Here is a 22,704-nt window from a genome sequence, read left to right as displayed (position 1 = left end):
CACAGTGATATTTCTGCCCCCGTCTCAGCATTGTATGCTCCGGGGGGGGCGGCGCATGATGTGTGTCAGGGATGCAGGGAAAACGCCACTGCACCAACCCTAAGAACCTGTTACTACCTCATTGGAGAGCTATCATGTCTGACCGTATCAAATCCCTGGTACAAGCCGTAAGGTCTACCCTGTCTGCCGTTTTCAGCAAAAGCGCTTCGGGAGTCAAAGCCGGAGCCAGGGTTACGTCAGAATCCGGCCTCTTCAGTAAAACCACCTTCAATCGCCTTGTGGTACTAAGCCTGGTCGGTGGTGCTGTGTATGCCATCAGCACCCATCCGCCAATAAAGCGCATACCGCGCGGTGAAGTTGGTGTACGTATCAACCAGTTAACCGGTAATGCAGACCAGGTGCACGACGGTGCGGTCATCGTCGTGCCAGGCCTGCATGAACTTCGTCTGTTTAATTTGCAAGATCAGTTATATAAACCCACACGCAGCAGCCGCGCTGATGGCGAAGCGCCTTTCCAGTCAGTAGAAGGCTTGTCACTCGGTGTGGACCTGAGCATACGTTATGCAGTTGACCCCGCCAAGCTGACCAATATGTCCAAGAGCCTGCCAGAAAACATCAATAATGACATCGTCGAACCGGCAGTGCAGGGGGTGATCTACAAGGCTTTTACCTTGTATACAGTGCGCGAGATCTTCTCCAGCAAGCGGGCAGAAATCCAGAAGCAGATAGAAGCTGAATTAAAACCTCGGCTGGCCGCTGACGGCATCATCCTGCGCAGCGTCATGATGGGCAAGGTTGACCTGCCTGCCGACTATAAACGTGGCATGGAAAAATTGCTGGCAGAAGAACTGGAAAGCGAAAAAATGCGCTACACCCTGGAGCTCAAAGACAAGCAGGTCAAACAAACCGCGCTGGAAGCAGATGCTGACAAGATCAAACGCGAAAAAGCGGCTGAAGCTGCCGGTAATGAACAAATCATTGCCGCCAGAGCGGAAGAAGAAGCCATGAAGCACGTATTACCGTTCAAGCAAAAGCAGATAGAGCAACGCAAGCTTGAAGCCGAGGCAGAAAAAGTATCCCGTATCAAAACCTCGGAAGGCACAGCCCAGGCACGTGTCATCGAAGCCCAGGGTGAAGCTGATTCACGCCGCAAACTGGCCGATGCCGAAGCCTACAGGCAAGACCTGGTAGGCAAGGTCGCCAGCTCGCAAATGGAGCGTGATGGCGCCTTGCTGACCAAGCACCCCTTGCTGATACAAAAAACCATGGCTGATAAATTGTCAGACAAGATTTCCGTCATCATTGCGCCGCCGCCATCAGATGGCGGTTTCATAGGTGCTGCATTGCTGGGCGCGGGGAAAAACAATAAACCTGTTGCACAAAAAGTCAGTACCGAAGCTGAAACAGAAACCAGCAACGAAAACAAAGAGAGCCAATAATCATGTTTGCTACTTTAGCTGCTGTCGCCGTGCTCGCTGTTGTCACACAAGACCAGGCACAATTGCGCGCTGCCCCCAAGGACGGTGCCCAACAACAGGCTGTGCTGTGGCAGGGTGATAGCCTGGAAATCCGCGGTGAAAAACTCGACTACCTGCAAGTGTATGACCACAGGCGTGAACGTGCCGGTTATATCAAGGCTTCGCAAGTACGCCTGGTCTCCATGCAACCTGATGATGCACCAGACAGTTTTGCCGTAATCCGCTTCCTGCGCGACACCCCGGGTGCAGAATCCCTGGGTATCAGCTATACCGCAGCCTACCTGAAAGCTGCGTCAGCCAAAGCAATCACTGCAGAAGCTTTTGATGCACTTGGCAGCATGGCAGAACGTCTGGCCAAACGCGCCTCCAGCAAGCAAGCCAAGCAAAATGAGGCGACTATTGCCGCCCATCTGGAAGTAGTCGCCAATTACGGCATCAGCATCAAAGGCTATGAACGCGAAGGCCGCATGCAACTTTGTTATGACGGCGAAGCTTTCCGTCGTGTACTGGCCATGAACGCCACCCCAGACCAGAAGGCCCGCGCTGCCCTGGCACTGACCAGGCAGGATTGCATAGATCCCACCATGCGCCCGGGCGAACGCTATGCCCTAGACCAATGGCGTGCTGATGTGCTGGAGCGTGTCAACACCAGCAGCTTGCCTGAGTATCTGAAAAACCGCATGCACATGCGCAAGGCCAGCGTCTGGTCCAGCATCGCCTTCCAACGTGCCCGCAAAGGGGAGAAGTTTGACGATGCTGGCAACCGCGCTATGATGGAATTGGCAGCAGTCAATAAAGAAGAATTTGCCGATGAAGATACATATGCCTACGCTGATGCTGGCGTGCGAGTAGGCACAACGCGCTGGGCAGCAGAAGCTGCAGTTACCCCTAATCCTGGCCTGAACATCATCACTGCCCCAGTCCAGCCAGGCGAAACCTGTGTCATGCTGACCGATGCAAAACATGATGTGAAAACCCCGCTGGCAAAACGCTGCACCTATAGCGTGGTCTGGGCTGCATCTGCCCGCGTCAATGCACAAAACACGGCATTGAGCCTGGCTGTACAACCCATGGAAAACTGGCGCGAACTCTGGCTATTCCACCAGACCAGCCAGGGCTGGATCATCGACATCCTGCCACCGGCGAACAGCGACCCTGATCTTGGCTACGCAGAATTCGCAGGCTGGGTACCAGGTACCAACAAGATGCTGGTGGCACGTGAGGCCAAAGTCGAAGGCCGTTTCAAGAAGAGCTTTGAAGTCGTCAGCATGGATAGCCTGCAAGTTGAAAACGCTGCCGATAAACCTGGCTCCTTGAATGTGTTTTACAAGTGGCAAGACCCGGCATGGAAGAGGCAGACCATCAGTTTGAGGTGATTTGTAGTGACCGCAATGGCAGTATCAGTTGTAGAAATCAGTAGCGGTAATCAGTTGCATTAGTCAGTAGCAGTAGTCAGTAAGTAAGACAGGCTTTCATTCTATCAATTCATACATATTTTTATCTTTACCAGGAGTTTTGCCATGAATTTCAAATTAGCATCCGTCGCTCTGTTATTCGCCAACAGCATCGCTTTTGCACAGGATGTGACACCCAAGATGCAATTGCCTGACTGGGCAAACAAGCAGCTTGATGGCTTGTCCCAGCAAGAATCTATTGAGGTGAACAGCCGTATCAATCCCTTTGTCTGGCGTGGCAATTTTCTGGGCGCTGGCAAGGGCGACCTGGCGGTTTTGGTCAAGGACAGCAAGACTAAAAAAGAGGGTATCGTTTTTTTGTCACACGGCAAAACCAAGCCGGTTATCGTGGGCGCAGGACATGCCTTAGGTAATGGTGGTGATGACTTTTCATGGCTGGAACTCTGGTATGTCGAAGATAAAGGCTCACAGCCGCGCAGCTATCATGCCAAAGCTGTCAAATTGCACAGCGATGGCATCATCGTCGCAAAAGAAGGTTCCGCCAGCGCCTTGATTTATTTGAAGGCAGGCAAAGCGACCTGGCAGCAGCAAGGGGATTGATTTTCAAAAAACTGTGTTGGGGACAGATCGGGGAGCGGCTTTTTAAGGGATACAAGGCATCAGATCCCTGGAACTGGATGAGCGCTCATTCATGACCCGGTGATTGTATTTGAACAACGAGCGACCAGACCAGTCAATTTCCGATCCCCCCAAGAATCTGACGCGTGATTCTAGCAAATGTATGTTAATCAGTGTGATAATTGCCTAAAAAATATTTTTAACTTTTTTTGACATTTCTCGGAAACTTTCCTTTATGCTTTAAACAAGCGCACAGAGAACACGTGCATTTGGGACCGTTTCCGTAGATCAACGAAGATGCCACAAAAACAACAAGAGATTGACTTTACCAGGGCTGTAGATGAGTAATTCCAGCCCCTTGTTTCGTCCTGAAGTCACAGCAGCATTAGGCAGTCAATGGATGGGTTCCATCCGCCTGGCACAGCCGCTTTCCGCTAGTTTGATTGCCATCGTTGCGCTGATCATTGCTGCAGTCCTGATTGCTTACATCACTTTTGGCAGTATCACCAAAAAAGCCCGTGTCACTGGTATTACCGTCCCTGTTGGTGGTCAGCTCAGCGTGGCAGCACCTAATGCTGGTATTTTGCTGACTACTCATGTCAAGGAAGGCGAACAAGTCCAGGCCGGGCAAATCTTGTTTACCTTGAGTACAGAACGGCAAAACAGCCAGGGTGAAATCACCGCCTTGGTGGCCCAGCAACTGGCCAGCCGTGCCGATAGCATGGCCGCAGAACAAAGACTGCGCCAAAGCCAGTACCAGGAAAAAAAGCAGGCCTTGCAACAAAGATTAGCGAATCTGGCCCAGGAACATACCCAGCTGGAACAAGAACTGTTGCTGGCCCAGCGCCGTCAGCAACTGGCACAACAAAGCGTCGCCAAGTATGAAACCCTGCAAAGCAATGGCTATGTCTCTGCCGCCCAGACTCAGCAAAAGCAGGAAGACCTGCTCGACATCAGCACCCGCTTGAGTACCTTGCAACGTAACAAAACCCAGTTGCAGGCTAACCAGATCGCACTGCAATCAGAACTCGATAGCTTATTGAATACCTTGGCCACTGACTTGAGCCAAATAGAAAGAGCCAAGGCCAGCCTTAAACAAGAAGCGGCAGAAAATGCCAACCGCCAGGCTTTGCAAATTATCGCAACGCAAGCAGGCATCGTCAGCGCCCTGACCAACCAGCCGGGCCAAGCCATCAATGCAGGACAAGTGCTGGCCAGTCTGATTCCTGTTGACGCCAAAGCGGTCGACACTAATTCACTGGAGGCACATTTATATGCCCCCAGCCGCACAGCAGGCTTCATTCAGCCAGGGCAAGAAGTGTTGATACGCTACGCCGCCTTTCCTTATCAGAAGTTCGGTTTGCACAAGGCAACGGTAGTCGATGTCAGTCGTACCCCGTTTGCACCATCTGAGCTGCCGCAGAATCTGGCAACCACGATTCTGAGCAATGCCCAGCAAGCCATTAATGGCTTCAACAGTAATGAAGCTCTGTACCGTATCAAAGTCAGATTGCATGAGCAAAGCATCAATGCCTATGGGCAGCCACAAGCTCTCAAACCAGGTATGACGCTGGAAGCCGATGTACTGCAAGACAGTAGAAAAATCTGGGAATGGGTATTGGAGCCAGTGCTGGCAATGACTTGAAATGTTCTTTGTCAGCAGCAAGAAATTCTAGAATTCGATGCTGGATCTGTCAGGAAAACCCGACGGACCCAGCCCGAAAAAACCGTTCAAGGTGTACGAGACCTGGAACGGAGCAGTAAAACCATGCCATGAAGCATGATTCAACTTAACCACGTATAGGAATAACACAAAATGCGCTTGATTACAAATGAAGAATTATTGGTTGTGGCTGGTGGCGATCTTGAGCCAGATGAACCTATTCAGACAGTTGAGATTACAGAAAAAGGGATGACTGATGATGAAAAACACGACTATGACAAAAGAGAAATCTGGGCTGCCAATGGCTCAGGCGGCGGCGTCTAATTAAACCTAATTAGTTCAAGTCACGTAGCACCGCTTTTATAGTGGTGCTACTTTTTTATCCATCTCACGATAAGTAAAAAATGAATCAAGTCTCGCATGTTGTTACTGCCTTGTCTTTATTTTTTTTGCACAACACAGTAATTGGGGCTGAGCATGCAGCAATGCCAGATATTACATCGACATGTGCAACATTTATTACGGAGTCGGAGGGAATTCGTGAATACAAATTAAGTAATGGACTGCAAATATTAATTTTACCGAAATCTGATGCCGTGAATGCCACTGTTAACATGGTGTATCGGGTAGGTCTAAAGAACGAGACTGACAATAATATTGAAACAGCTCATACTTTGGAGCATTTATTGGTTGCACGATCTACAGCTTTGCATCCCGACTGGCCGGAAGAAATCAAGAAAAATAATTTACGCCGTGTTGGTAATACAGCTCAGGACTATACCTCTTATAAGACTTTAGTTTTATCTACAGAAGAAAAACTAAACTGGCTTTTTGCCATTGAAGCTGAACGCATGTCGTCTTTTACTTATTCAAATGACGATGTTTCTGGAGTTGTAGCAGAAGTTATTGATGAGCGTGATGCTACTGAGCGGAATGCACAGAAATTCCTCAGGCATAAAGCCTTAACTTTGGTTGCCGGAAAAACAGAGCAAACTCCTGGAAATTCTTTGACACACATCAGTTTGAATAAATTGCAAAAATTTTGGGAAGAGTTTTATCTACCTCAAAGGGCTACGCTAGTTGTTGGTAGTAAGCTTGAAGCACAACTGGTCATGGAGTTAGTACAAAAGAATTTTTGCAATATATCCAAAAGAGTTCCCTTAAAAAGCCTTGACGAACCAAAAATTTCTTCCACGAATTTTCCTTATAACCAAGAGATTGTAAAGAAACGCAGTAAGCCAATTTTGTTACTGGCATATCGCACGATGGGGCTAAGTGACCAGAATTTCGCGGCAGTCCCCTTACTTGCACACATACTTCAAAAAAGTAAGTTGATTCCTTTAAATGATCAGCCCGAGCAGAAAAAATCTGGGCAAACAAAAAATGTATATTTTACAGGCTTGCTATCAAATGGAATTTTGATGATAGAACCTGTGATGGAATATGGCGAACAAAAAAATTTGCCGGTTATTAAAACTTCGCTGCTCAATACGGTGGAAAAAATAAATGAAACTCCTGTCAATGAAAATGAGTTGACGCTGGCAAAAGAGAGTCTCAGCAGGGCATACAAAAAAATAAGTGCTGATAACGAAGAAACTGCTGTCAAATTGACCCCCTATATTGCTACTGGCAACTGGCAGTTATTTTTTAAAGTACGTGATGACATACAGAATTTTTCTATTTTGAAAACTCAAGAGAATGCAGTAAAAATACTGTCGCCAGCCAATAGAATATTTATGCAAGTCAGCGAAAAGATTGATGAGTAAAGTCATGGCAAAGTTGTATTCTGATGGCGGTATTTAGGGGCTGTTGAGAAATTAAGATAATCCAGTATTCCCGACTCTGTGTCGTTGATGCAGACAGTGTTTTGGATTTAGAGCCAGCTTATATTCGGGACGCGTAAGGTCAGGTTAATTTGCAACAGCTTCTGATATACGCGAGCGCATATAGCTTTGGAGGTAATCGCATACATTGGATGAATCACTGGCACTGTCGCTTGCATCTTAGCGTCAACAATGTTCGTTATTCTTATTGCTAAACGCTATTTCCAAGATTGATGAGACCTCTCCTCCAAACCGAATCCAGCGAATGTGGTCTGGCCTGCCTGGCCATGATCGCCAGCCATTTCGGCTATCACACTGATCTGGCCGATCTGCGCAGGCAATTTTCCATCAGCCTCAAAGGGGCAACCATGGCGCAGTTGATGCGTCATGCGTCTGCCATGCAATTGAACAGTCGCCCCTTGCGGCTGGAATTGGATGAATTGGATCAACTGGCTTTACCCTGCATACTGCACTGGAATTTGAATCACTTTGTCGTACTCAAAGCTGTACGCAAGGACTGGCGTGGCAAAGTCACTCTGGTATTGCTGGACCCTGCAGTCGGTGAAAGGCGTATGCCTGTAGAAGAAGCGTCCAGCCATTTCACTGGCGTAGCTTTGGAGCTGGCACCCAGCCCCTCATTTAAACCCAGGGATGAAAAAAAACAAGTCGCCCTGCGTGACCTGACTGGTCATATTGTTGGCCTGCGTTCAGCCATCGTCAAGGTGTTGGCATTGGCCCTGGCGCTGGAGATATTTGCGATATGCGCACCCTTGTTCAATCAGTTCGTCATTGATGAAGTCATCGTCAGTGGCGATAGAGAATTGCTAGTGGTATTGGTGTTTGGTTTTGCACTGTTGATGATTACCCAGAATGCCATAGGTCTGGCGCGTAGCTGGTTTTTGATGCGCTGGAGTATGGATATCAGCCTGCAATGGTCGGCCCGGGTGTTTGCCCATCTGGTGCGTTTGCCGGTTTCTTATTTTGAAAAGCGTCATCTCGGTGATGTGGTGTCACGCTTTGGTTCGATTGGTGCAATTCAAAGCACCCTGACCAGCATGTTTGTGGAGAGTGCACTGGATGGTTTGATGGCCGTTCTGTCCCTGGTCATGATGCTGGTGTATAGCCTGAAGTTGAGTATGCTGGTGTTGGCGGCAGTGGCCTTGTATGCGGGTTTGCGCTGGGCTTTTTACCAGCCATTCCGCGAAGCTTCACAAGAGCGCTTGATACTGTCTTCCAAAGAGAGTTCCCACTTCCTGGAAACCATGCGGGCTGTCACGCCCTTGAAGCTGTTTGGCCGCGAAACCGAGCGCCTGTCGCGCTGGCAAAACCTGAAGATCGATGTACAGAACCGCGATATCAAGACGCAAAAACTCTCCATCCTCTTCAAGCTCAGCAATACCCTGATCTTTGGCATACAGGGTTTGGCGCTGTTTTATATCGGTGCCGGGCAAGTCATGCAAAACAGTTTGACGGTAGGTATGCTGATGGCATTCTCCAGTTATTCAGGCACTTTCACTGGCCGCATTTCCAGCCTCATCGATGTCTTCATCAGTTACCGCATGCTGAGCGTGCATAGTGAAAGGCTGGCTGATATCGTTCTGGAAGAGGCAGAAGCAGAAACTGCTATCGAAACTGATATCTCGCGTATCGAGCCTGTCATTACGCTCAAGAATATCAAGTTCCGTTATGCCGAGGGTGAGCCCTGGGTGCTCAAGGATATCAATCTGACGATACCGGCAGGGCAGAGTATTGCCCTGGTTGGCCCCAGCGGTTGTGGTAAGACTACTTTGTGCAAAATCATCCTGGGTTTGTTGAAACCGACGGAAGGTGAAGTGCTGATTGACAATATCCCCATCACCCAGTTGGGCATCAAGACTTACCGTCAACTGGTGGGCACGGTCATGCAGGAAGATGTTTTATTGGCAGGCTCCATCATGGACAATATTGCTTTCTTCGACAGCCATTGCGATCCAGCCAGAGTTGAAGAATGTGCCAAGCTGGCTGCCATCCATGAAGAAATCAGCAAGATGCCCATGGGTTATCAAACCCTGGTAGGCGACATGGGCAGCAGCCTGTCTGGCGGGCAAAAGCAGCGTGTCTTGCTGGCGCGCGCCTTGTACAAGCAACCCAAGGTACTGGCGCTGGATGAAGCCACTAGCCATCTGGATGTGAATAATGAAAACAAGGTCAACCAGGCACTGGGGAACTTGCAACTGACACGTATCATGGTGGCGCACAGGCCGGAGACCATTAATGCAGCAGAGCGCGTAGTGTCCTTGCAGGATGGGGGCGTGATGGAATTGCGGGCGGCAGTAGCGAAGGAAGACGCGACGAGTCTGAAGCTCGCCTGAATATTTGAACTGAAGACAAAATGAAGATACTGATACGTCATTTCTGCAGCAATTTATTTCTATCTTTTTCCCTGTTAATCGTGCTGGGCATGATTGCAGCATTGTCTAAGTTGGATCAAGATTGGATGAATGCATTCGGCTTGGTAGCGCTCAGTTTTTCTTTTGTCAGCTACTATGTTGCTGGTGAAAAAAAACTCTATCTTGAGGCCAATGCTTATCCGGTTTTTAGAAATGCTGAGAAAGGTTTGCGCTGGCAAGAGTTGGTTTTCCCAGTACTATTGTTTGCAGCAATTGTCCTAGTGCTTTACTGGGACAATGCCATCTCTTTTCATGCGGAGATCTCTGACCTGCATTATCAATCCCTGCTCCTGACTTTTGGGGCTGCTGCTTTGGAAGAGGTTTTTTTTCGTGGTTATTTGCTGGCAGGCTTAAGGAGATATCTAAGGCTGGAAATTGCAGTCTTGATAGCTGCTGCGCTGTTTTCTCTCGCCCATTATTCAGCAGATAAACCAGCTTGGTTGTACGTGGGCTATTTCACGTTTGCGATAGCAATGGCAGCAGTGACGATCAAATATCGCTCTTTGCTATTTGCGATTATTTTCCATTTTATTTTCAATTACGCGGTGGGTGTGAGCGAGGATTATTTTGCAGATGCCTACAATGGCCAGGGGCTGTTCCAGTTCCACGACAGACCTGCATCAATACTGTATGCCCAGGTTTTCATTGCGCTTCATTTGGCAATCATTTTTTTGTGCGCCAGAGATTACTACGCCGCCAAGCTGCGTCATATAGACCAGAGTAGCAAAGAATTCAGTGCCTGAGGGGCTCAATATCAGTTACGCGCAGTCTTGAGCGGTGCCGCCACGTTTTGCCGTATCCATGTCTGCATGTCTTGCCAGATGCGCTGTACTTCAGCGTCCGGCGGCATTTGTGTGGCGTTGGGTAATTCTATGGTGACGACAGGGATATCTTTGTGTATGCCACTATAGTTGCCGAGTGAACCGGGATAAACGCCGACGCGATTATAGATCAGGCGGCCAAAGCGGTTAGGTGGCGTGGTCGGGCCATCAAAGTCGAGTACGCCAAAAGGGGCGTGGACAGAGATGATGACATCGGGCTTGTATTTTTCTATGGTTTCATACACCCAGCGGCTTTCCGGTTCTGAGATAGGTGCTTTGCCTGGATAGCGACGCGGGTCGCTCCGGGTCACCCGTGCCCAGTAACTGGGCGCTTCTTTTTGCCAGTTGGGTGTGGGGAAGTTGCGGTTCAGGTCTATGCCTCGGGCATTCATGCGGCGTGGCTTGGGTGCCAGCAAGCCATCTGGGTTCACTACCGGGGCGATGCGCCAATTGAATTCCAGCGGGCTTTTTTGCATGGCATCCATCCATTTGAAAACGATGGAGGAAGCGGTTTGCTCATCACCGTGTATGCCACCCAGCAGCAGTACACGTATGGCTTGCGGATGTTTGGCATCGGCCTTGATATCGCGGAACAATACCGGGAAACCATTGAGTGAATTGGCCCCAGTGGGGCTGAGCTTGCTGCTATTGCAGTCAGCCAGGCTGACTTTGGGCAGACGCGCAACCAGGGGTGTACACCAGTCGCTGATGGTTTTTGGTTTTACCGTTGGCTTGGCTGGAACAGGTGGCGCAGGTGATGCAGATGGGGATGCAGGCGGAGCAGACAGGCTGTTTGCAGATGGCATGGCTAACAGGCCAGCCACCGCAAACAAAGCACTGAGTTTTTTGCAGCGAGATGCACAGAACTTACTTCTAAAAATACTAACTGGCATTCTCGCTTCTACTCCCAGTGCTACAAATTGCTTGTTACAAGCATTATTACAAAAATCAAGACGACTAATTACAACCCGGCAGCGGCACGCAAAATTGCTGCCTTATCAGTACGTTCCCAGGTGAATTCTGGCTCTTCACGACCAAAGTGGCCGTAAGCGGCTGTTTTGGAATAGATAGGGCGCAGCAAGTCCAGCATCTGGATGATGCCTTTTGGACGCAGGTCAAAATGCTCGTTCACCAATGCGGCGATCTGGTCATCAGGGATGAGGCCTGTGCCTTCAGTGTAGACAGTCACGTTCATAGGGCGAGCTACGCCGATCGCGTAAGCAACCTGGATCTGGCACTGGCGGGCGATGCCGGCAGCGACGATATTCTTGGCGACATAACGGGCAGCATAGGCAGCAGAACGGTCAACCTTGGTAGGATCTTTACCGGAGAAAGCGCCACCGCCATGAGGGCAGGCACCACCGTAGGTATCGACAATGATCTTGCGACCAGTCAGGCCACAATCACCTTGCGGGCCGCCAATGACGAAACGGCCAGTCGGGTTGATCAGGAATTTGGTATCCAGCAACCATTCTTTAGGCAAGACTGGCTTGATGATTTCTTCAATGACAGCGTCAATGAAAGACTGTTTCATCTTGGTCGGGGTTTCGCTCTGGTCTGGGTGATGCTGGGTGGACAGCACGACAGTATCGATACTGTGCGGCTTGCCATCGACATAACGCATGGTGACCTGGCTCTTGGCATCAGGGCGCAGGAAAGGCAGGCGGCCATCCTTGCGCAATTGAGCCTGGCGTTCTACCAGACGGTGCGCATAGTAAATCGGCGCAGGCATGAGTTCTGGTGTTTCATCGCAGGCATAACCAAACATCAGGCCCTGGTCACCAGCACCGGTGTTGAGGTGATCGTCAGATGCCTGGTCTACGCCCTGGGCGATATCATTGGATTGCTTGTCATACGCAACCAGAACCGCGCAACCTTTATAATCAATACCATATTCAGTATTGTCGTAACCGATACGCTTGATAGTGTCGCGTGCTACCTGTATGTAATCAACATGGGCATTGGTGGTGATTTCACCAGCCAGTACCACCAGACCAGTATTGGTCAGGGTTTCAGCGGCAACACGGGAACGTGGATCCTGTTCAAAGATCGCATCGAGAATTGCATCGGAAATCTGATCGGCGACTTTGTCCGGGTGTCCTTCGGATACCGATTCAGAGGTGAAGAGAAAATCATTAGCCATCGCAGGCTCCTATATAAAAATGACCGTAAAAATTATGCCGCAGTCGGAAGAGTCCTGCGACGCTTTAGCGAGTTTTATTAACCGCCTCGCAAGTTGTCTGTTAACTCGGCGGTGACCAGCTTTATATAATCAAGCCAGCCAATGTGTGATATTTTACGCTCGTTCTGCATAGTCTGTCGAATATACCCTTATTATTATACTGATACTTGAGCGGCGTCATGCTTGTCACTTTGTTTCGTTTTCTTTCCATTTTTCCATTGTCGGTCTTGCATTTTTCTGGGGCCGCGCTGGGCTGGTTCGTCTATTTGTTGTCTGGATCTTACCGTCGCCGCCTGAAGCAGAATATCAGCCGTGCCGGTTTTCCTGGGCATTTGCATGAGGCTGTGCGCGAGGCTGGCAAGAATATCCTGGAGTTGCCCTTTATCTGGTGTGCCAAGCCAGAGCGGGTGTTAAAGACCGCAACCATAGAAAACTGGGAACTGGTGCAAACCGCACTGGATGCCAAAAAAGGCGTGATCTTTTTGACACCGCATCTGGGCTGTTTTGAAATTGTTGCCCAAAGCATAGCGGTACGTACCCGTCTGACTGTCCTGTACCGGCCACCACGCAAAGCTGCCTTGAAGCCCTTGATAGAAGGCGCCAGGGCGCGTGATAACCTCTTGCTGGCACCTGCCAACCTGTCTGGCGTGCGCATCATGGCCAAGGCTCTCAAAAAAGGCGAGGCCATAGGTTTGTTGCCCGACCAGGTGCCACAAGAAGGCGAGGGCGTCTGGGCCAAATTCTTTGGCAAGCGTGCCTATACCATGACTTTATCGGCCAAATTGCATGGCATGACTGATGCACCCATCATCCTGACCTATGCCGAGCGCCTGCCCGGCGGGCGTGGCTATGTGATCCGCTTCGTGCCTTTTGAAGAAGAATTGGGCACAGACCCGGTGGCGCAGGCCACGGCCATCAACCGTGGCATGGAAAAATTGATTGCCCGCTCACCTGCACAGTATTTCTGGAGTTATAACCGCTACAAGAAGCCGGATGGCGTCGATGCCCCTGAATCCCGTTTTGACCAGGGGCAGGCATGAGGGCAGTACTGGGGTTGATGTGGGTGTTGCACTGGCTGCCTTTGCCAGTGCTGGGTCGTCTGGGTGAGGGCGTGGGCAGCTTGCTTTTCATGTTGATCAAAAAGCGCAGGCATATCACGCTGACAAATTTATCATTATGTTTGCCGCAACTGAGCGAAGCTGAGCGCCTGGCCATGGCAAAACGGCATTTTCAGGTGTATGCGCGTAGCGTACTGGAGCGCGGCATACTCTGGTGGGCGTCAGAAGCGCGCCTCAAGCGTTTGATACAGATAGACCCTGCCGTGCCCATGGCGGCGATGGCAGATGGCCCTAGCATATTGATGTGCCCGCATTTCGTCAGCCTGGATGTGGCGGGTGTGGCAGTCATGCTGGAATCATCGCTGTGTTCCATTTATACCCAGCAACGCAGCAAAGTGTTTGATGCAGCCCTGCGCAAGGGACGTTCGCGTTTCAGGCCGGTAAAACTGTTTTCCCGTGCTGAAGGCGTCAAGCCCATTATTCGTGCCATGCGCGAAGGCTTGCCCTTCTTCATGTTGCCAGACATGGACTTTGGTGCCAAGGATGCCGAGTTCGTCTCTTTCTTTGGTATGCCGGCTGCGACAATAACGGCCGTGCCCAGAATAGCGGCGACTACCGGTGCTAAAGTCATTCCTGTTATCGCGACCATATTGCCTGACTATCAAGGCTGGAAAGTGAGCTTCCATGAGCCATGGAAAAATTATCCAGGTGAAGATATCGTAGCGGCAACACGCTTTATGAATGCTTTCATTGAGCAGGAAATTTTGAAAGCACCTGCTGAATATTTTTGGGCGCACAAACGTTTCAAAACACGTCCCTCTGGTGAACCCAGCGTTTACTGATTTGAGCCAGTGACGGCCTGCGCCGTCATTGCAAATTCCTGCTGTAACCATTGCAGAAAAGCCAGGCGGCGCTGATCTTCGTCAAAAGGCGAGACGGAAAGCAAGACATAGTCACTGCCGTCTGGCACGAAAGCATGCGGCGCCAGCAATTGCCCGCTACGAATTTCATCTTCCACCATATAGGCCGATGCCATGGCGACACCCAGGCCAGCGCAAGCTGCCTGCAGGCTCAGGTAAAAATGCTCATAGATCGCCCGGCTTTTACCGCGTGCAGTTTGCCCGTTGAGTTTTTGCCACTGTACCCAGGCATTTGGCCGCGTCGCAGTGTGCAGCAGGCATTGCTGGTTCAGGGCTGGCTTGCCTTGTTTGAATAAGCCAGGGGCACAGACCGGGGCGATCAATTCCTGAGCGACTTTAGCCACATGGTAGTTTGCATCCCAGGCAAAATCATTGCGGCGTAATGCCAGGTCTATATGCCCATGGCGCAAATCTACAGGCCCGCCAGCAGCAAATAAATGGATGTCCAGTTCTGGATGCAATTGCCTGAATTTGCCCAGGCGTGGGATCAGCCAGCGCATGGCGATGGTCGGTTCGCAAGAGACTACCAGAGGCTGTTCATCCATCTGCCTGAGTTGATTTAACCCAGCTTCCAGCTGTCGCATGATGTCGGTGCAAGTGCCTTGCAGGCTCAATCCGGCACGGGTTAAAAAAATGGCCCGGTTGCGACGCTCGAACAATTCTATGCCCAGGTTTTCTTCCAGCTGTTTGATCTGGCGGCTGACTGCACCGTGAGTGACATGCAGTTCCTCAGCCGCCTTGACCAGGCTCAAATGGCGTGCGGCCACTTCAAACACGCGTATGGCATTCAGGGATGGCAAGTGCTTGGACATGTGTGATATTTTCTCAATGATATGTTTGAGTATATATCGATTTTATTGATGAAGGTTTTGCTCCAGAATTTGTTTATGCGTGATAAATAATCATAAATTAATTTTTTTACATCCTGAGAAAAACATGACAGAACTCATTGCCGTCGCCATCATCACCATCCTGGCCGTCATCAGCCCCGGGGCGGACTTTGCCATGGTCACCAGGAACAGTTATCTGTATGGTCGCCGTGCTGGCCTACTTGCTGCAAGTGGCATTGCGTTGGGCGTGCAAGTGCATGTCATGTACACCATGCTGGGTGTGGGCTTGCTGATAGCAAAATCCCCCAGTCTTTATTTCGCCCTCAAGATCATAGGTGCGATTTACCTGATCTACATCGGTTATCAGACTTTTTTTGCCCGCGCAGTTGTCAGTGCAGAAGCTGGGGCCGCGCAGCCATTGAATAATCTGGCAGCCTTGCGTGCAGGTTTCATGACCAATGCCTTCAATCCTAAAACCACTTTGTTTGTGGTCAGTATTTATACTCAAGTGGTGCAAATCGATACCAGCTTGCTGGCACAAATCGGCTACGGCCTGTTCATGTCCTTTGCTCACTGGATATGGTTCAGTCTGGTCGCGCTGTTCTTTTCAGACAGCCGCCTGCGTGCTGGCATGCTCAGGCAGCAGGTGGTACTGAATCGCTTTATCGGTGTCGTGTTGATCGTCCTGGGGGTGTCACTGGCTGGTTTGCCAGCTTTGCACTAGCCCATCAGGCACTTTTCTCGGTAGGTGCAAATTCTGTACAGACCCGGTTGCGGCCGGATTCCTTGGCATGGTACATGGCCTGATCTGCGTTCAGGAACAAGAGTTCGCTAGACATGGCAGCATGCGGCTGCAAGCTACAGACACCTATGCTGACGGTGACCCAGGCTGAACAAGTTGATGCAGGATGGGGCAATTGCCGGGCTTCCATACCGGCTTGAATCCGGCATGCCAATGCATAGGCATCATCAAGACTGGTGTCGGGTAGCAGGACCACAAATTCTTCCCCGCCATAGCGGGCTACCAGGGCATCCTGTGGTGGCGCGACGGTCCGCAATACCTGGGCAACTTGCTGCAGGCAGCGATCACCAGCCTGGTGCCCCAGCGTGTCGTTATAATGTTTGAAGTGGTCGACATCCAGCAAAATCAGGGATAGTTCTTGCTCATTCTCGACCGCACTTTGCCAGGCATTTTCCAGGCAAGTATCAAAATGGCGGCGATTTGCCACGTTGGTCAGGGCGTCCATGCTGGCTTCCCTGCGCAGGGCGTGCTCAGATAATTTGTGGCGGGTAATATCATGCAGCAAGCCGACAAAGAGTGCTTGCCTGACAAACATGGGCATGATGGATAAGTCGACATTGAGCATGGTGCCACCATGGTGTCTGATCTGTACTTCGCGACTGCCATGCTGTTGTGTCTGCATGCCTGAACCATCACTGGCAATGAGCTTGAAATACTGGCGGTATTCCTGACTGGCGGCAGCATCGAGCAAATCAAAGATGGAATTTCCCTGCAATTGATCTGGCGCATAGCCAAACAGATAGTCTGCAGCAGGATTGCTGGATTGTATGCGGCCATCTGCTTCTATGATGAGCAAGCCTTCGGCCATATTATTGACGATGGCACGCATGCGTTCTGCCTGCTCTCTTTGCTCCAGGATGTAACTGCGTATTTGCAATTGCGTTTGTATGCGCGCTTGTGCTTCTTCCATACGTACCGGCTTATTAATATAGTCAGCTGCCCCCAGATTGAAACCTTCGACGATATCCTGGGTGTCGGTTTTTGCCGTGATGAAAATGATAGGGATTTCCCGGGTCTGGAGATTTGCTTTTAGCCTGCGGCAAGTTTCAAAACCATCCATGCCGGGCATCATGACATCCAGCAAGATCAAATCCAGCGACACTTGGGCAGCTATATTCAGTGCTCCCTGGCCAGAGGTGGCAACGAATAATTGATGCCCATGCGGTAATAGCATGCCACGCAATACACCGATATTGTCTGGCATATCGTCCACGATCAACAAGGCCATTTCGCGGCTCCTGGCTGGATTGCTGCCTAGCTTAAACATGTTGGGATCCTGTCATCAGTTCGCGTTCCAGACCATCCATATCATATTGCATCAGATAATGCGTTAAATGGCTGGCTATGGCTGCTTCTTCTGTGCCGCATTGCTTCAGCTCAGCCAGGGCAGATTCCAGTCCACTGACCCAGCCCGTCTTGGCTGCCGTTAATAAACGCTCGCGGAAATGTTCTGGTAACTTGCTCATGTCAGGTTTTGCTGGCAGTGCAGGCATGTCGTCAGTTTTGCTGGTAAAACGCAGGCCCAATTGTTTGCTGAGACAGGCATAAATGGTCTCAAATAAAAAAGGTTTCCCTATGAAATCGTCAAAACCTTCCAGCATGTAATGCTCGCGTTCATGTAACAGGGCTGATGCGGTCAGGGCTACGCACTTTGGTTGTGGTCGCGGCCATTCTGCCCGTATGTGGCGCATGGCTTCTATCCCATCCATGACTGGCATGCGGATATCCAGAAAAACAATATCGGCCGGGGCTGCCCGCAGGCTCTCCAGAGCTAGCGCACCATTCTCGGCCTGTCTGACCGTGGCTCCCAGGCTTTGCAGCATGCGTGCCAGCACATCGCGGTTTTCCTCTATGTCGTCGACAACCAGGATGTTCAATGCCTGTCCGGGCAAGAGGCTGAGTTTGCCGTTGACAGGTCGGCTGCTAGCTGGCACGGCGTTTTGCATGCGTAGCAATTCAAGTTCAAAATAAAACCGTGAACCGCGTTCCGGACTAGATACCAGTTGCAAACGACTACCCATTAATTCGACTTGACGATTGGAGATGGCCAAGCCCAGGCCAGTGCCACCACGCTTGCTATTGGGTTCGGCCTGGTGGAAGGGAGCAAACACCAGGGATTGCTGTTCCAGCGGTATGCCCAGGCCGGTATCCCTGACTTCGAAACTGAGTCGCGTATGATCAGGCTTGTCGCTGGCACTCTCTGTCACTGTCAAAACGACTTCACCACAATCGGTAAACTTGACAGCATTACTGAGTAAATTCAGCAAGACCTGGCGCAGTTTCTCACCATCGCCCAATAGATAGCTTTCTGGCGCAAAGTTGACCGCGCAATGCCAGTGTATGCCTTTTTGCGAGCAACGCATGGCAAAGATATCGCTGACTTCGGCGACCAGGCTTTCCAGGTCAATCTGCCCGAACTCCAGGGTCATGCGGCCCGCTTCTATTTTCGACAGGTCTAGTATGTCATTAATCAGATTGAGCAAATGCACGCCTGATTTCTCTATTGGTGCAACTATGCTCGTCAACTCTGCAGGCAGGCGTTCATCCTTGCTCAAGAGCTGGGCATAGCCAAAAATCGCGTTCAGTGGCGTACGTATTTCATGCGACATATTTGCCAGGAAGATGGACTTGGCATCATTGGCTTTTTCAGCTGCGAGCTTGGCCATTTCCAATTCATTGGTGCGACGTATGACTCTTTGCTCCAGGTCACGATTCAATTCCAGCACTTCTTGCTGGGCCAACTTGGCCTCTGTGACATCGGTGGCGACGACCACGTATTGCTGCGGCTGATTGTCATGATCCATGAAAGGGACGACACTGGTGTTCATCCAGTAAGGCTTGCACAGGTTAGACTTGCCGGCGATCGTGCCTTGCCAGATTTCGCCTTTATCCATTGCCGCCCTCATGTCGTTCAATGCACTGCTGGTGGTCGATTGCAGGCATAGCTGATCAAATGTCTTGCCCATTAATGCTATGCTGCTAAAGCCTGAGATACTACAAAATTTGTCATTGACGGCAATGATGTTGCCACTGCGGTCCAGTATCACATAGATAGCATGCTGGTTCAGGGCGGTTTCCAGGTTCTGGATTTTTTTCAGGGAATTTCCCAGGGCTTTTTGTGCCGCCATCATTTCGCACAAATTATCATAGGCGCGCAAGGCACAGACCACCATGGTGAATAATTTTCCACTACCCAGCTCAGTCTTGCTTTTGTAATCGTCGATATCAAAATCCATGACGATGCGGTGTTCGGGCACCAGCCCTGGCTGGCCAGTGCGCAAGACGATACGCACCAGGTGATTATTCAATTCATTGCGAATTCTTTTGACCAGTTGCAAACCTGCATCGGAAGTCTCCATGATGATATCGAGTATCACCAGGGCAATGTCAGGCGTATCGCGCAAGATCACGAATGCCTGCTCTGAACTATAGGCGCTGATGAATTCAAAGCGGCGCTGGCGGAAGCTTTGGTTTTCCAGCGAATAACAAGTGGCGGTATGGGTGGTGTGATCATCGTCAACGATGAGTATGCGCCAGGGAGGTGAGCGCTTGAGTATTTCCTCTTCTGCGGAAATGACAAGGGAGTCGTCCAGGTACTCTGCCGTGTTTTCCTGTTCCTCTAAGGGCATATTTTCTCCTCAGCCGTAAATATGGACTATGTGCTTGGTAATGACATTTCAATCGCGATGATGTGGTTTCTTTCCTGACTATGCCGGGTTTGCATGGCTGTGGACACGGTAGCCAGAAGTTGTTGACCAGACTGCTCAGGCTGCGGTATCTGGCTGGCATAGGCAATACTGATACCCGTTTCCTGGTCGTATCCTGTGCTTGCAGCGGGCATATTCTCCCTGAGCACGCGCATGAGTTCATCTCTGAGCGCGTGCGTCAAAAATGCACTTGCTTCCTTGTTTATTCCAGGTAAGAGCAAGGCAAAGTCATGCTCGGCAAGACGTGCGGCCAAACCATTGCGACGATTGGCTAGTGCCAGCAAGCTATGGGCAATTTTTTGTAATAGTTGATTGCCTGTCGATGGCGCTGGCTGCAGATCATCATTTTCAAATTGATCGATGCGTATGAGTAACAGTGAGACCGGCATGGCATTGGAGAGGCAGTATTGCCAGCGTTGTTCCAGTATTTCTTCAAAACTGCGCAGATTGGCCAGATTGGTCATGGGGTCGCAATCTGTTGCCCGCAAGCTAGCCTGGTGCTGTAATTCTGGCTGGCGGTCTCTCAGCAAGCCGACATAATGGCGTTCTTGTAAAAAGACCGAGGCCAGGGTCAGATCCATATTGATGGCCTTGCCACTGCGATGTTGAACACTGACTTCACTGGGGCCGCAATAAGGTGTACTGTTACTGCTATGCGCACTGCCAGCAGCAAAAAAATCCAGATGACTGGCAGGCTGGCACTCACTTAGTAGTGCAGTGATGGATTTTCCGAGAACTTCATTGCCGGTATAACCCAGACCAGTATGGCAGGCTGGATTGCTGAAAGTGATCTGCCCTTTGGCATCCAGCAAAACGACAGCTTCGGACATATTGTCGACGATGAGTTTGAGTTTTTCTGTCTGCTCTTGTTGTGCCATCAGGAAATGCTGCTTTTGTAAATGCATTTTCACCCTGATTAATAATTCTTCTACCCTCAGTGGTTTACTCAGATAATCGACGGCACCTGCCGCAAAACCTTTGGCGATATCTTCGGTGCTGTTGGCTGCTGTAATGAAAATGATGGGAATTTGCGTGGTGATAGACTCATTCTTGAGTCGCCTGCAAGTCTCAAAGCCATCCATGCCTGGCATCATGACATCCAGCAAGATCAGGTTGGGCCTTACTTCATGCGCGATCAGCAAGGCCTGGGCTCCAGAAGTCGCTGCATAAATCTGGTAACCCGCCTGCTGCAACGCGGCATACAACAAACCTATATTCGGTGGCGCATCGTCGACGATCAGTATGCGGTAGTCTGAAGCCTGGCCCTGCTCTACCTTAGAGGAATGATGACTCAAAGCTCCATCTCCTTCCACACTGGGGGGATTGCTTGAAAAGCAAATAATAATTTACTTATTATCAGGGTTTAGCAGAGAAGCAGCTTGGTTTCAAGCCATATTCATGAAGTTAAAGATGGTTGACGTTGTTTTTATAGTGGCCTACAATCGCGGCACAGGTGCTGTAAGGGGCGCCTGCCCGCACAAGAGGCTCTCACCCTGCAAATCCACATCCATATTAATGTGATAATTGCCATGTTTCGTTTGACGTCAGCGGGTCGTCGATAAGCGAACTGGAGTTCATCATGTTATCGTCGTACTACCCATCACTGCTCATCGCCCTGCAGTCCACCCTTAGTGGAGCGGCAGCATGAACGCACTGACTACTGAAATCAAAACCCGCGCACGTTTATTGCAAAAGCTGCTGGAGACGCGTAATACTGCAGCCAGTAAACGCGCCCTGATCTTAAGCCGCCAGCGCCAGTGGGAAATCCCAGAGAGCTGGCAACTCAAGCATTGCATGAACCTGGCCGCAGCCGATGCCGGTTTCCAGAATTGGGAACACGCCCGCATCGTGCTTGGTGGCGAAGCCAAACCTGGTGAAGATATGGGGGACTTTTGGCATGGTGCCGAAATGGCGGCTTTTTTCAATCACTGGTATGCCAGTTATGTCGAAGCCCAGGAGCAATTGGGCGTTAATGAAGCTGGCTATTTATTGCCTTATCGCAAGCAATACCTGGTCGTCACCAGCGACTATTTGCAGGCCCTGGGTGTCAGTGCCGCGCCTGAATTCTGGGATGTTATCGGGCGTGATCTGGTGCAGGGTTATGGCAGCACAAGCTGGCTGAACCTGGCGCAGCAGCGCTTACAAACCAGTCGGACCGAGCGTTTCAAGGCGAACTGGGATGCCTCTCAACTCATACTGGATTTGCAGTCGACTGAGGTCGAGGCTGAGCGGGTGATGAAGTCTTTCGTCAAGGACGGGCGTCTGGTGAGTATTCCTGAGCAGCGTAAAAAACGCCTGGTGATCTTGCGCTGGCTGGTGGAGCAATTACAGTTTGAGCGGCGTTATATAGAGGCTGATATCAATAGCTTCTTGCTGCAGTTTCATGCGGATTTTGCGACCTTGCGGCGGGAGTTTATTGTGAATGGTTTGATGGAGAGGGCGGAGGGGGAGTATTGGAGGGTGTGAGCTTTGTTTGCGATTTAATGAGAATCGAATTAGCTTTGCGGCTTTGTTCTACCGACCTGGTTGCTAAGCTCTAATTTTACGGCAATAAAATTAGCGTCATTCCTGCGTAGGCAGGAATCCAGTGGCGTTCGTGGTATGCCGTGTCGTTTGTTGAAGCTCGCACTTTGCCTAAAATGATTGCCCTTCGCGGATACAAGCCGGGTCTTGGCCCGTAGGTTGGGCCGGGCCTCGCTAGGCTACGCCTTTTTAGCCCGACACTCGGCCTCAAGAAATGATATTTTTAAGTTCTGCATGTGCTCATCTGCGAACGATATTTAAGATTGCCGGTCGGGGGTAGCCCGACAGCTACATACCTTTCTTGCGTCGCTGTATAGAACAGAGACATGGGTAACACCTGTATCAGGACATAGGTAACACCTTTAGGTGATCATAAAGATACCTAAAGGGAGTCGCCAACATGACTTGGAAAACAGTAAATATCATGGATCTACG

At 50.4% G+C, this 22,704-nt stretch carries 18 protein-coding genes; 12 read left to right on the top strand and 6 right to left on the bottom strand.

Annotated features, from left to right (window positions below; translation table 11 throughout):
• The first annotated feature begins 134 nt into the window (after positions 1-134).
• The 8 genes from ACO0LC_RS26545 to ACO0LC_RS26510 all read left to right on the top strand — a co-directional run bounded on the left by ACO0LC_RS26545 (position 135) and on the right by ACO0LC_RS26510 (position 10,169).
• Complete coding sequence (locus ACO0LC_RS26545) at positions 135-1,439, top strand: SPFH domain-containing protein (protein ID WP_423008848.1); 1,305 nt, start codon at positions 135-137, stop codon at positions 1,437-1,439.
• Positions 1,440-1,441: 2 nt separating this feature from the next.
• Entirely contained in the window at positions 1,442-2,854 is a 1,413-nt protein-coding gene (locus ACO0LC_RS26540; RefSeq protein ID WP_423008846.1) for a hypothetical protein, read from the top strand.
• A gap of 144 nt (positions 2,855-2,998) precedes the next feature.
• Positions 2,999-3,493, top strand: a complete 495-nt coding sequence (locus tag ACO0LC_RS26535) for a hypothetical protein (RefSeq protein WP_423008844.1) — start codon at positions 2,999-3,001, stop codon at positions 3,491-3,493.
• A gap of 358 nt (positions 3,494-3,851) precedes the next feature.
• Positions 3,852-5,156: an HlyD family secretion protein gene (locus ACO0LC_RS26530; protein WP_423008842.1), complete on the top strand. Its 1,305-nt coding sequence runs from the start codon at positions 3,852-3,854 to the stop codon at positions 5,154-5,156.
• 171 nt (positions 5,157-5,327) lie between these two features.
• Positions 5,328-5,498 carry a hypothetical protein gene (locus ACO0LC_RS26525; RefSeq protein ID WP_423008840.1) on the top strand — a complete coding sequence of 57 codons (171 nt, stop codon included), beginning with the start codon at positions 5,328-5,330 and terminating at the stop codon, positions 5,496-5,498.
• An 80-nt stretch (positions 5,499-5,578) separates the two neighbouring features.
• Complete coding sequence (locus tag ACO0LC_RS26520) at positions 5,579-6,940, top strand: M16 family metallopeptidase (protein WP_423008838.1); 1,362 nt, start codon at positions 5,579-5,581, stop codon at positions 6,938-6,940.
• A gap of 290 nt (positions 6,941-7,230) precedes the next feature.
• Positions 7,231-9,348, top strand: a complete 2,118-nt coding sequence (locus ACO0LC_RS26515; protein WP_423008836.1) for a peptidase domain-containing ABC transporter — start codon at positions 7,231-7,233, stop codon at positions 9,346-9,348.
• A gap of 89 nt (positions 9,349-9,437) precedes the next feature.
• Positions 9,438-10,169 carry a lysostaphin resistance A-like protein gene (locus ACO0LC_RS26510; RefSeq protein WP_423008909.1) on the top strand — a complete coding sequence of 244 codons (732 nt, stop codon included), beginning with the start codon at positions 9,438-9,440 and terminating at the stop codon, positions 10,167-10,169.
• Positions 10,170-10,180: 11 nt separating this feature from the next.
• On the opposite strand, the gene ACO0LC_RS26505 is transcribed toward ACO0LC_RS26510, so the two are convergent.
• A complete protein-coding gene (locus ACO0LC_RS26505; RefSeq protein WP_423008834.1) occupies positions 10,181-11,053 on the bottom strand; it encodes a M14 family zinc carboxypeptidase in 873 nt (290 codons plus the stop codon).
• A gap of 155 nt (positions 11,054-11,208) precedes the next feature.
• A complete protein-coding gene (gene metK / locus ACO0LC_RS26500; protein ID WP_423008832.1) occupies positions 11,209-12,390 on the bottom strand; it encodes a methionine adenosyltransferase in 1,182 nt (393 codons plus the stop codon).
• A gap of 218 nt (positions 12,391-12,608) precedes the next feature.
• Here metK and ACO0LC_RS26495 point away from each other — a divergent pair, with 218 nt between their 5' ends.
• Together ACO0LC_RS26495 and ACO0LC_RS26490 are read left to right on the top strand one after the other, a co-directional pair.
• Positions 12,609-13,469 carry a lysophospholipid acyltransferase family protein gene (locus ACO0LC_RS26495; RefSeq protein ID WP_423008830.1) on the top strand — a complete coding sequence of 287 codons (861 nt, stop codon included), beginning with the start codon at positions 12,609-12,611 and terminating at the stop codon, positions 13,467-13,469.
• Positions 13,466-14,329 (top strand): lipid A biosynthesis acyltransferase, encoded by an 864-nt coding sequence (locus ACO0LC_RS26490; protein WP_423008828.1) that lies wholly within the window; start codon positions 13,466-13,468, stop codon positions 14,327-14,329. The genes ACO0LC_RS26495 and ACO0LC_RS26490 overlap by 4 nt, the downstream gene beginning before the upstream one ends.
• On the opposite strand, the gene ACO0LC_RS26485 is transcribed toward ACO0LC_RS26490, so the two are convergent.
• A complete protein-coding gene (locus tag ACO0LC_RS26485; RefSeq protein WP_423008826.1) occupies positions 14,323-15,219 on the bottom strand; it encodes a LysR substrate-binding domain-containing protein in 897 nt (298 codons plus the stop codon). The two genes, ACO0LC_RS26490 and ACO0LC_RS26485, sit on opposite strands and share 7 nt — an antisense overlap.
• 124 nt (positions 15,220-15,343) lie before the next feature.
• On the opposite strand from ACO0LC_RS26485, the gene ACO0LC_RS26480 reads away from it, so the two are divergent.
• On the top strand, positions 15,344-15,961 hold the full coding sequence (locus ACO0LC_RS26480; RefSeq protein ID WP_423008824.1) for a LysE family translocator: 618 nt from the start codon (positions 15,344-15,346) through the stop codon (positions 15,959-15,961).
• Positions 15,962-15,965: 4 nt separating this feature from the next.
• Here ACO0LC_RS26480 and ACO0LC_RS26475 read toward each other — a convergent pair whose 3' ends face one another.
• Genes ACO0LC_RS26475 through ACO0LC_RS26465 form a run of 3 tightly spaced genes read right to left on the bottom strand, consistent with a single transcriptional unit; the run spans position 15,966 to position 21,041 of the window.
• On the bottom strand, positions 15,966-17,306 hold the full coding sequence (locus ACO0LC_RS26475) for a diguanylate cyclase domain-containing protein (protein ID WP_423008822.1): 1,341 nt from the start codon (positions 17,304-17,306) through the stop codon (positions 15,966-15,968).
• Positions 17,299-19,668: a response regulator gene (locus ACO0LC_RS26470; RefSeq protein WP_423008820.1), complete on the bottom strand. Its 2,370-nt coding sequence runs from the start codon at positions 19,666-19,668 to the stop codon at positions 17,299-17,301. The genes ACO0LC_RS26475 and ACO0LC_RS26470 overlap by 8 nt, the downstream gene beginning before the upstream one ends.
• A gap of 26 nt (positions 19,669-19,694) precedes the next feature.
• Positions 19,695-21,041 (bottom strand): response regulator, encoded by a 1,347-nt coding sequence (locus ACO0LC_RS26465; protein WP_423008818.1) that lies wholly within the window; start codon positions 21,039-21,041, stop codon positions 19,695-19,697.
• Between the two features lie 349 nt (positions 21,042-21,390).
• On the opposite strand from ACO0LC_RS26465, the gene ACO0LC_RS26460 reads away from it, so the two are divergent.
• The gene (locus ACO0LC_RS26460; RefSeq protein ID WP_423008816.1) at positions 21,391-22,212 is read left to right on the top strand and encodes a DUF2087 domain-containing protein; all 822 of its coding nucleotides are present in this window, start codon (positions 21,391-21,393) and stop codon (positions 22,210-22,212) included.
• Positions 22,213-22,704 lie beyond the last annotated feature (492 nt).

Origin of the sequence: Undibacterium sp. JH2W (assembly GCF_049340425.1) — a bacterium.
Taxonomy (GTDB): Bacteria; Pseudomonadota; Gammaproteobacteria; order Burkholderiales; family Burkholderiaceae_D; genus Undibacterium.
The sequence above is the reverse complement of the archived record's forward strand: the minus strand, read 5'-3'. Positions and strand labels throughout refer to the sequence as shown.

Bases quoted from the DNA above. Each gene is read 5' to 3' on its own strand.
- ACO0LC_RS26545 (WP_423008848.1), top strand. From the start codon at position 135: ATGTCTGACCGTATCAAATCCCTGGTACAAGCCGTAAGGTCTACCCTG.
- ACO0LC_RS26540 (WP_423008846.1), top strand. From the start codon at position 1,442: ATGTTTGCTACTTTAGCTGCTGTCGCCGTGCTCGCTGTTGTCACACAA.
- ACO0LC_RS26535 (WP_423008844.1), top strand. From the start codon at position 2,999: ATGAATTTCAAATTAGCATCCGTCGCTCTGTTATTCGCCAACAGCATC.
- ACO0LC_RS26530 (WP_423008842.1), top strand. From the start codon at position 3,852: ATGAGTAATTCCAGCCCCTTGTTTCGTCCTGAAGTCACAGCAGCATTA.
- ACO0LC_RS26525 (WP_423008840.1), top strand. From the start codon at position 5,328: ATGCGCTTGATTACAAATGAAGAATTATTGGTTGTGGCTGGTGGCGAT.
- ACO0LC_RS26520 (WP_423008838.1), top strand. From the start codon at position 5,579: ATGAATCAAGTCTCGCATGTTGTTACTGCCTTGTCTTTATTTTTTTTG.
- ACO0LC_RS26515 (WP_423008836.1), top strand. From the start codon at position 7,231: ATGAGACCTCTCCTCCAAACCGAATCCAGCGAATGTGGTCTGGCCTGC.
- ACO0LC_RS26510 (WP_423008909.1), top strand. From the start codon at position 9,438: ATGATTGCAGCATTGTCTAAGTTGGATCAAGATTGGATGAATGCATTC.
- ACO0LC_RS26505 (WP_423008834.1), bottom strand. From the start codon at position 11,053: ATGCCATCTGCAAACAGCCTGTCTGCTCCGCCTGCATCCCCATCTGCA.
- metK (WP_423008832.1), bottom strand. From the start codon at position 12,390: ATGGCTAATGATTTTCTCTTCACCTCTGAATCGGTATCCGAAGGACAC.
- ACO0LC_RS26495 (WP_423008830.1), top strand. From the start codon at position 12,609: ATGCTTGTCACTTTGTTTCGTTTTCTTTCCATTTTTCCATTGTCGGTC.
- ACO0LC_RS26490 (WP_423008828.1), top strand. From the start codon at position 13,466: ATGAGGGCAGTACTGGGGTTGATGTGGGTGTTGCACTGGCTGCCTTTG.
- ACO0LC_RS26485 (WP_423008826.1), bottom strand. From the start codon at position 15,219: ATGTCCAAGCACTTGCCATCCCTGAATGCCATACGCGTGTTTGAAGTG.
- ACO0LC_RS26480 (WP_423008824.1), top strand. From the start codon at position 15,344: ATGACAGAACTCATTGCCGTCGCCATCATCACCATCCTGGCCGTCATC.
- ACO0LC_RS26475 (WP_423008822.1), bottom strand. From the start codon at position 17,306: ATGTTTAAGCTAGGCAGCAATCCAGCCAGGAGCCGCGAAATGGCCTTG.
- ACO0LC_RS26470 (WP_423008820.1), bottom strand. From the start codon at position 19,668: ATGCCCTTAGAGGAACAGGAAAACACGGCAGAGTACCTGGACGACTCC.
- ACO0LC_RS26460 (WP_423008816.1), top strand. From the start codon at position 21,391: ATGAACGCACTGACTACTGAAATCAAAACCCGCGCACGTTTATTGCAA.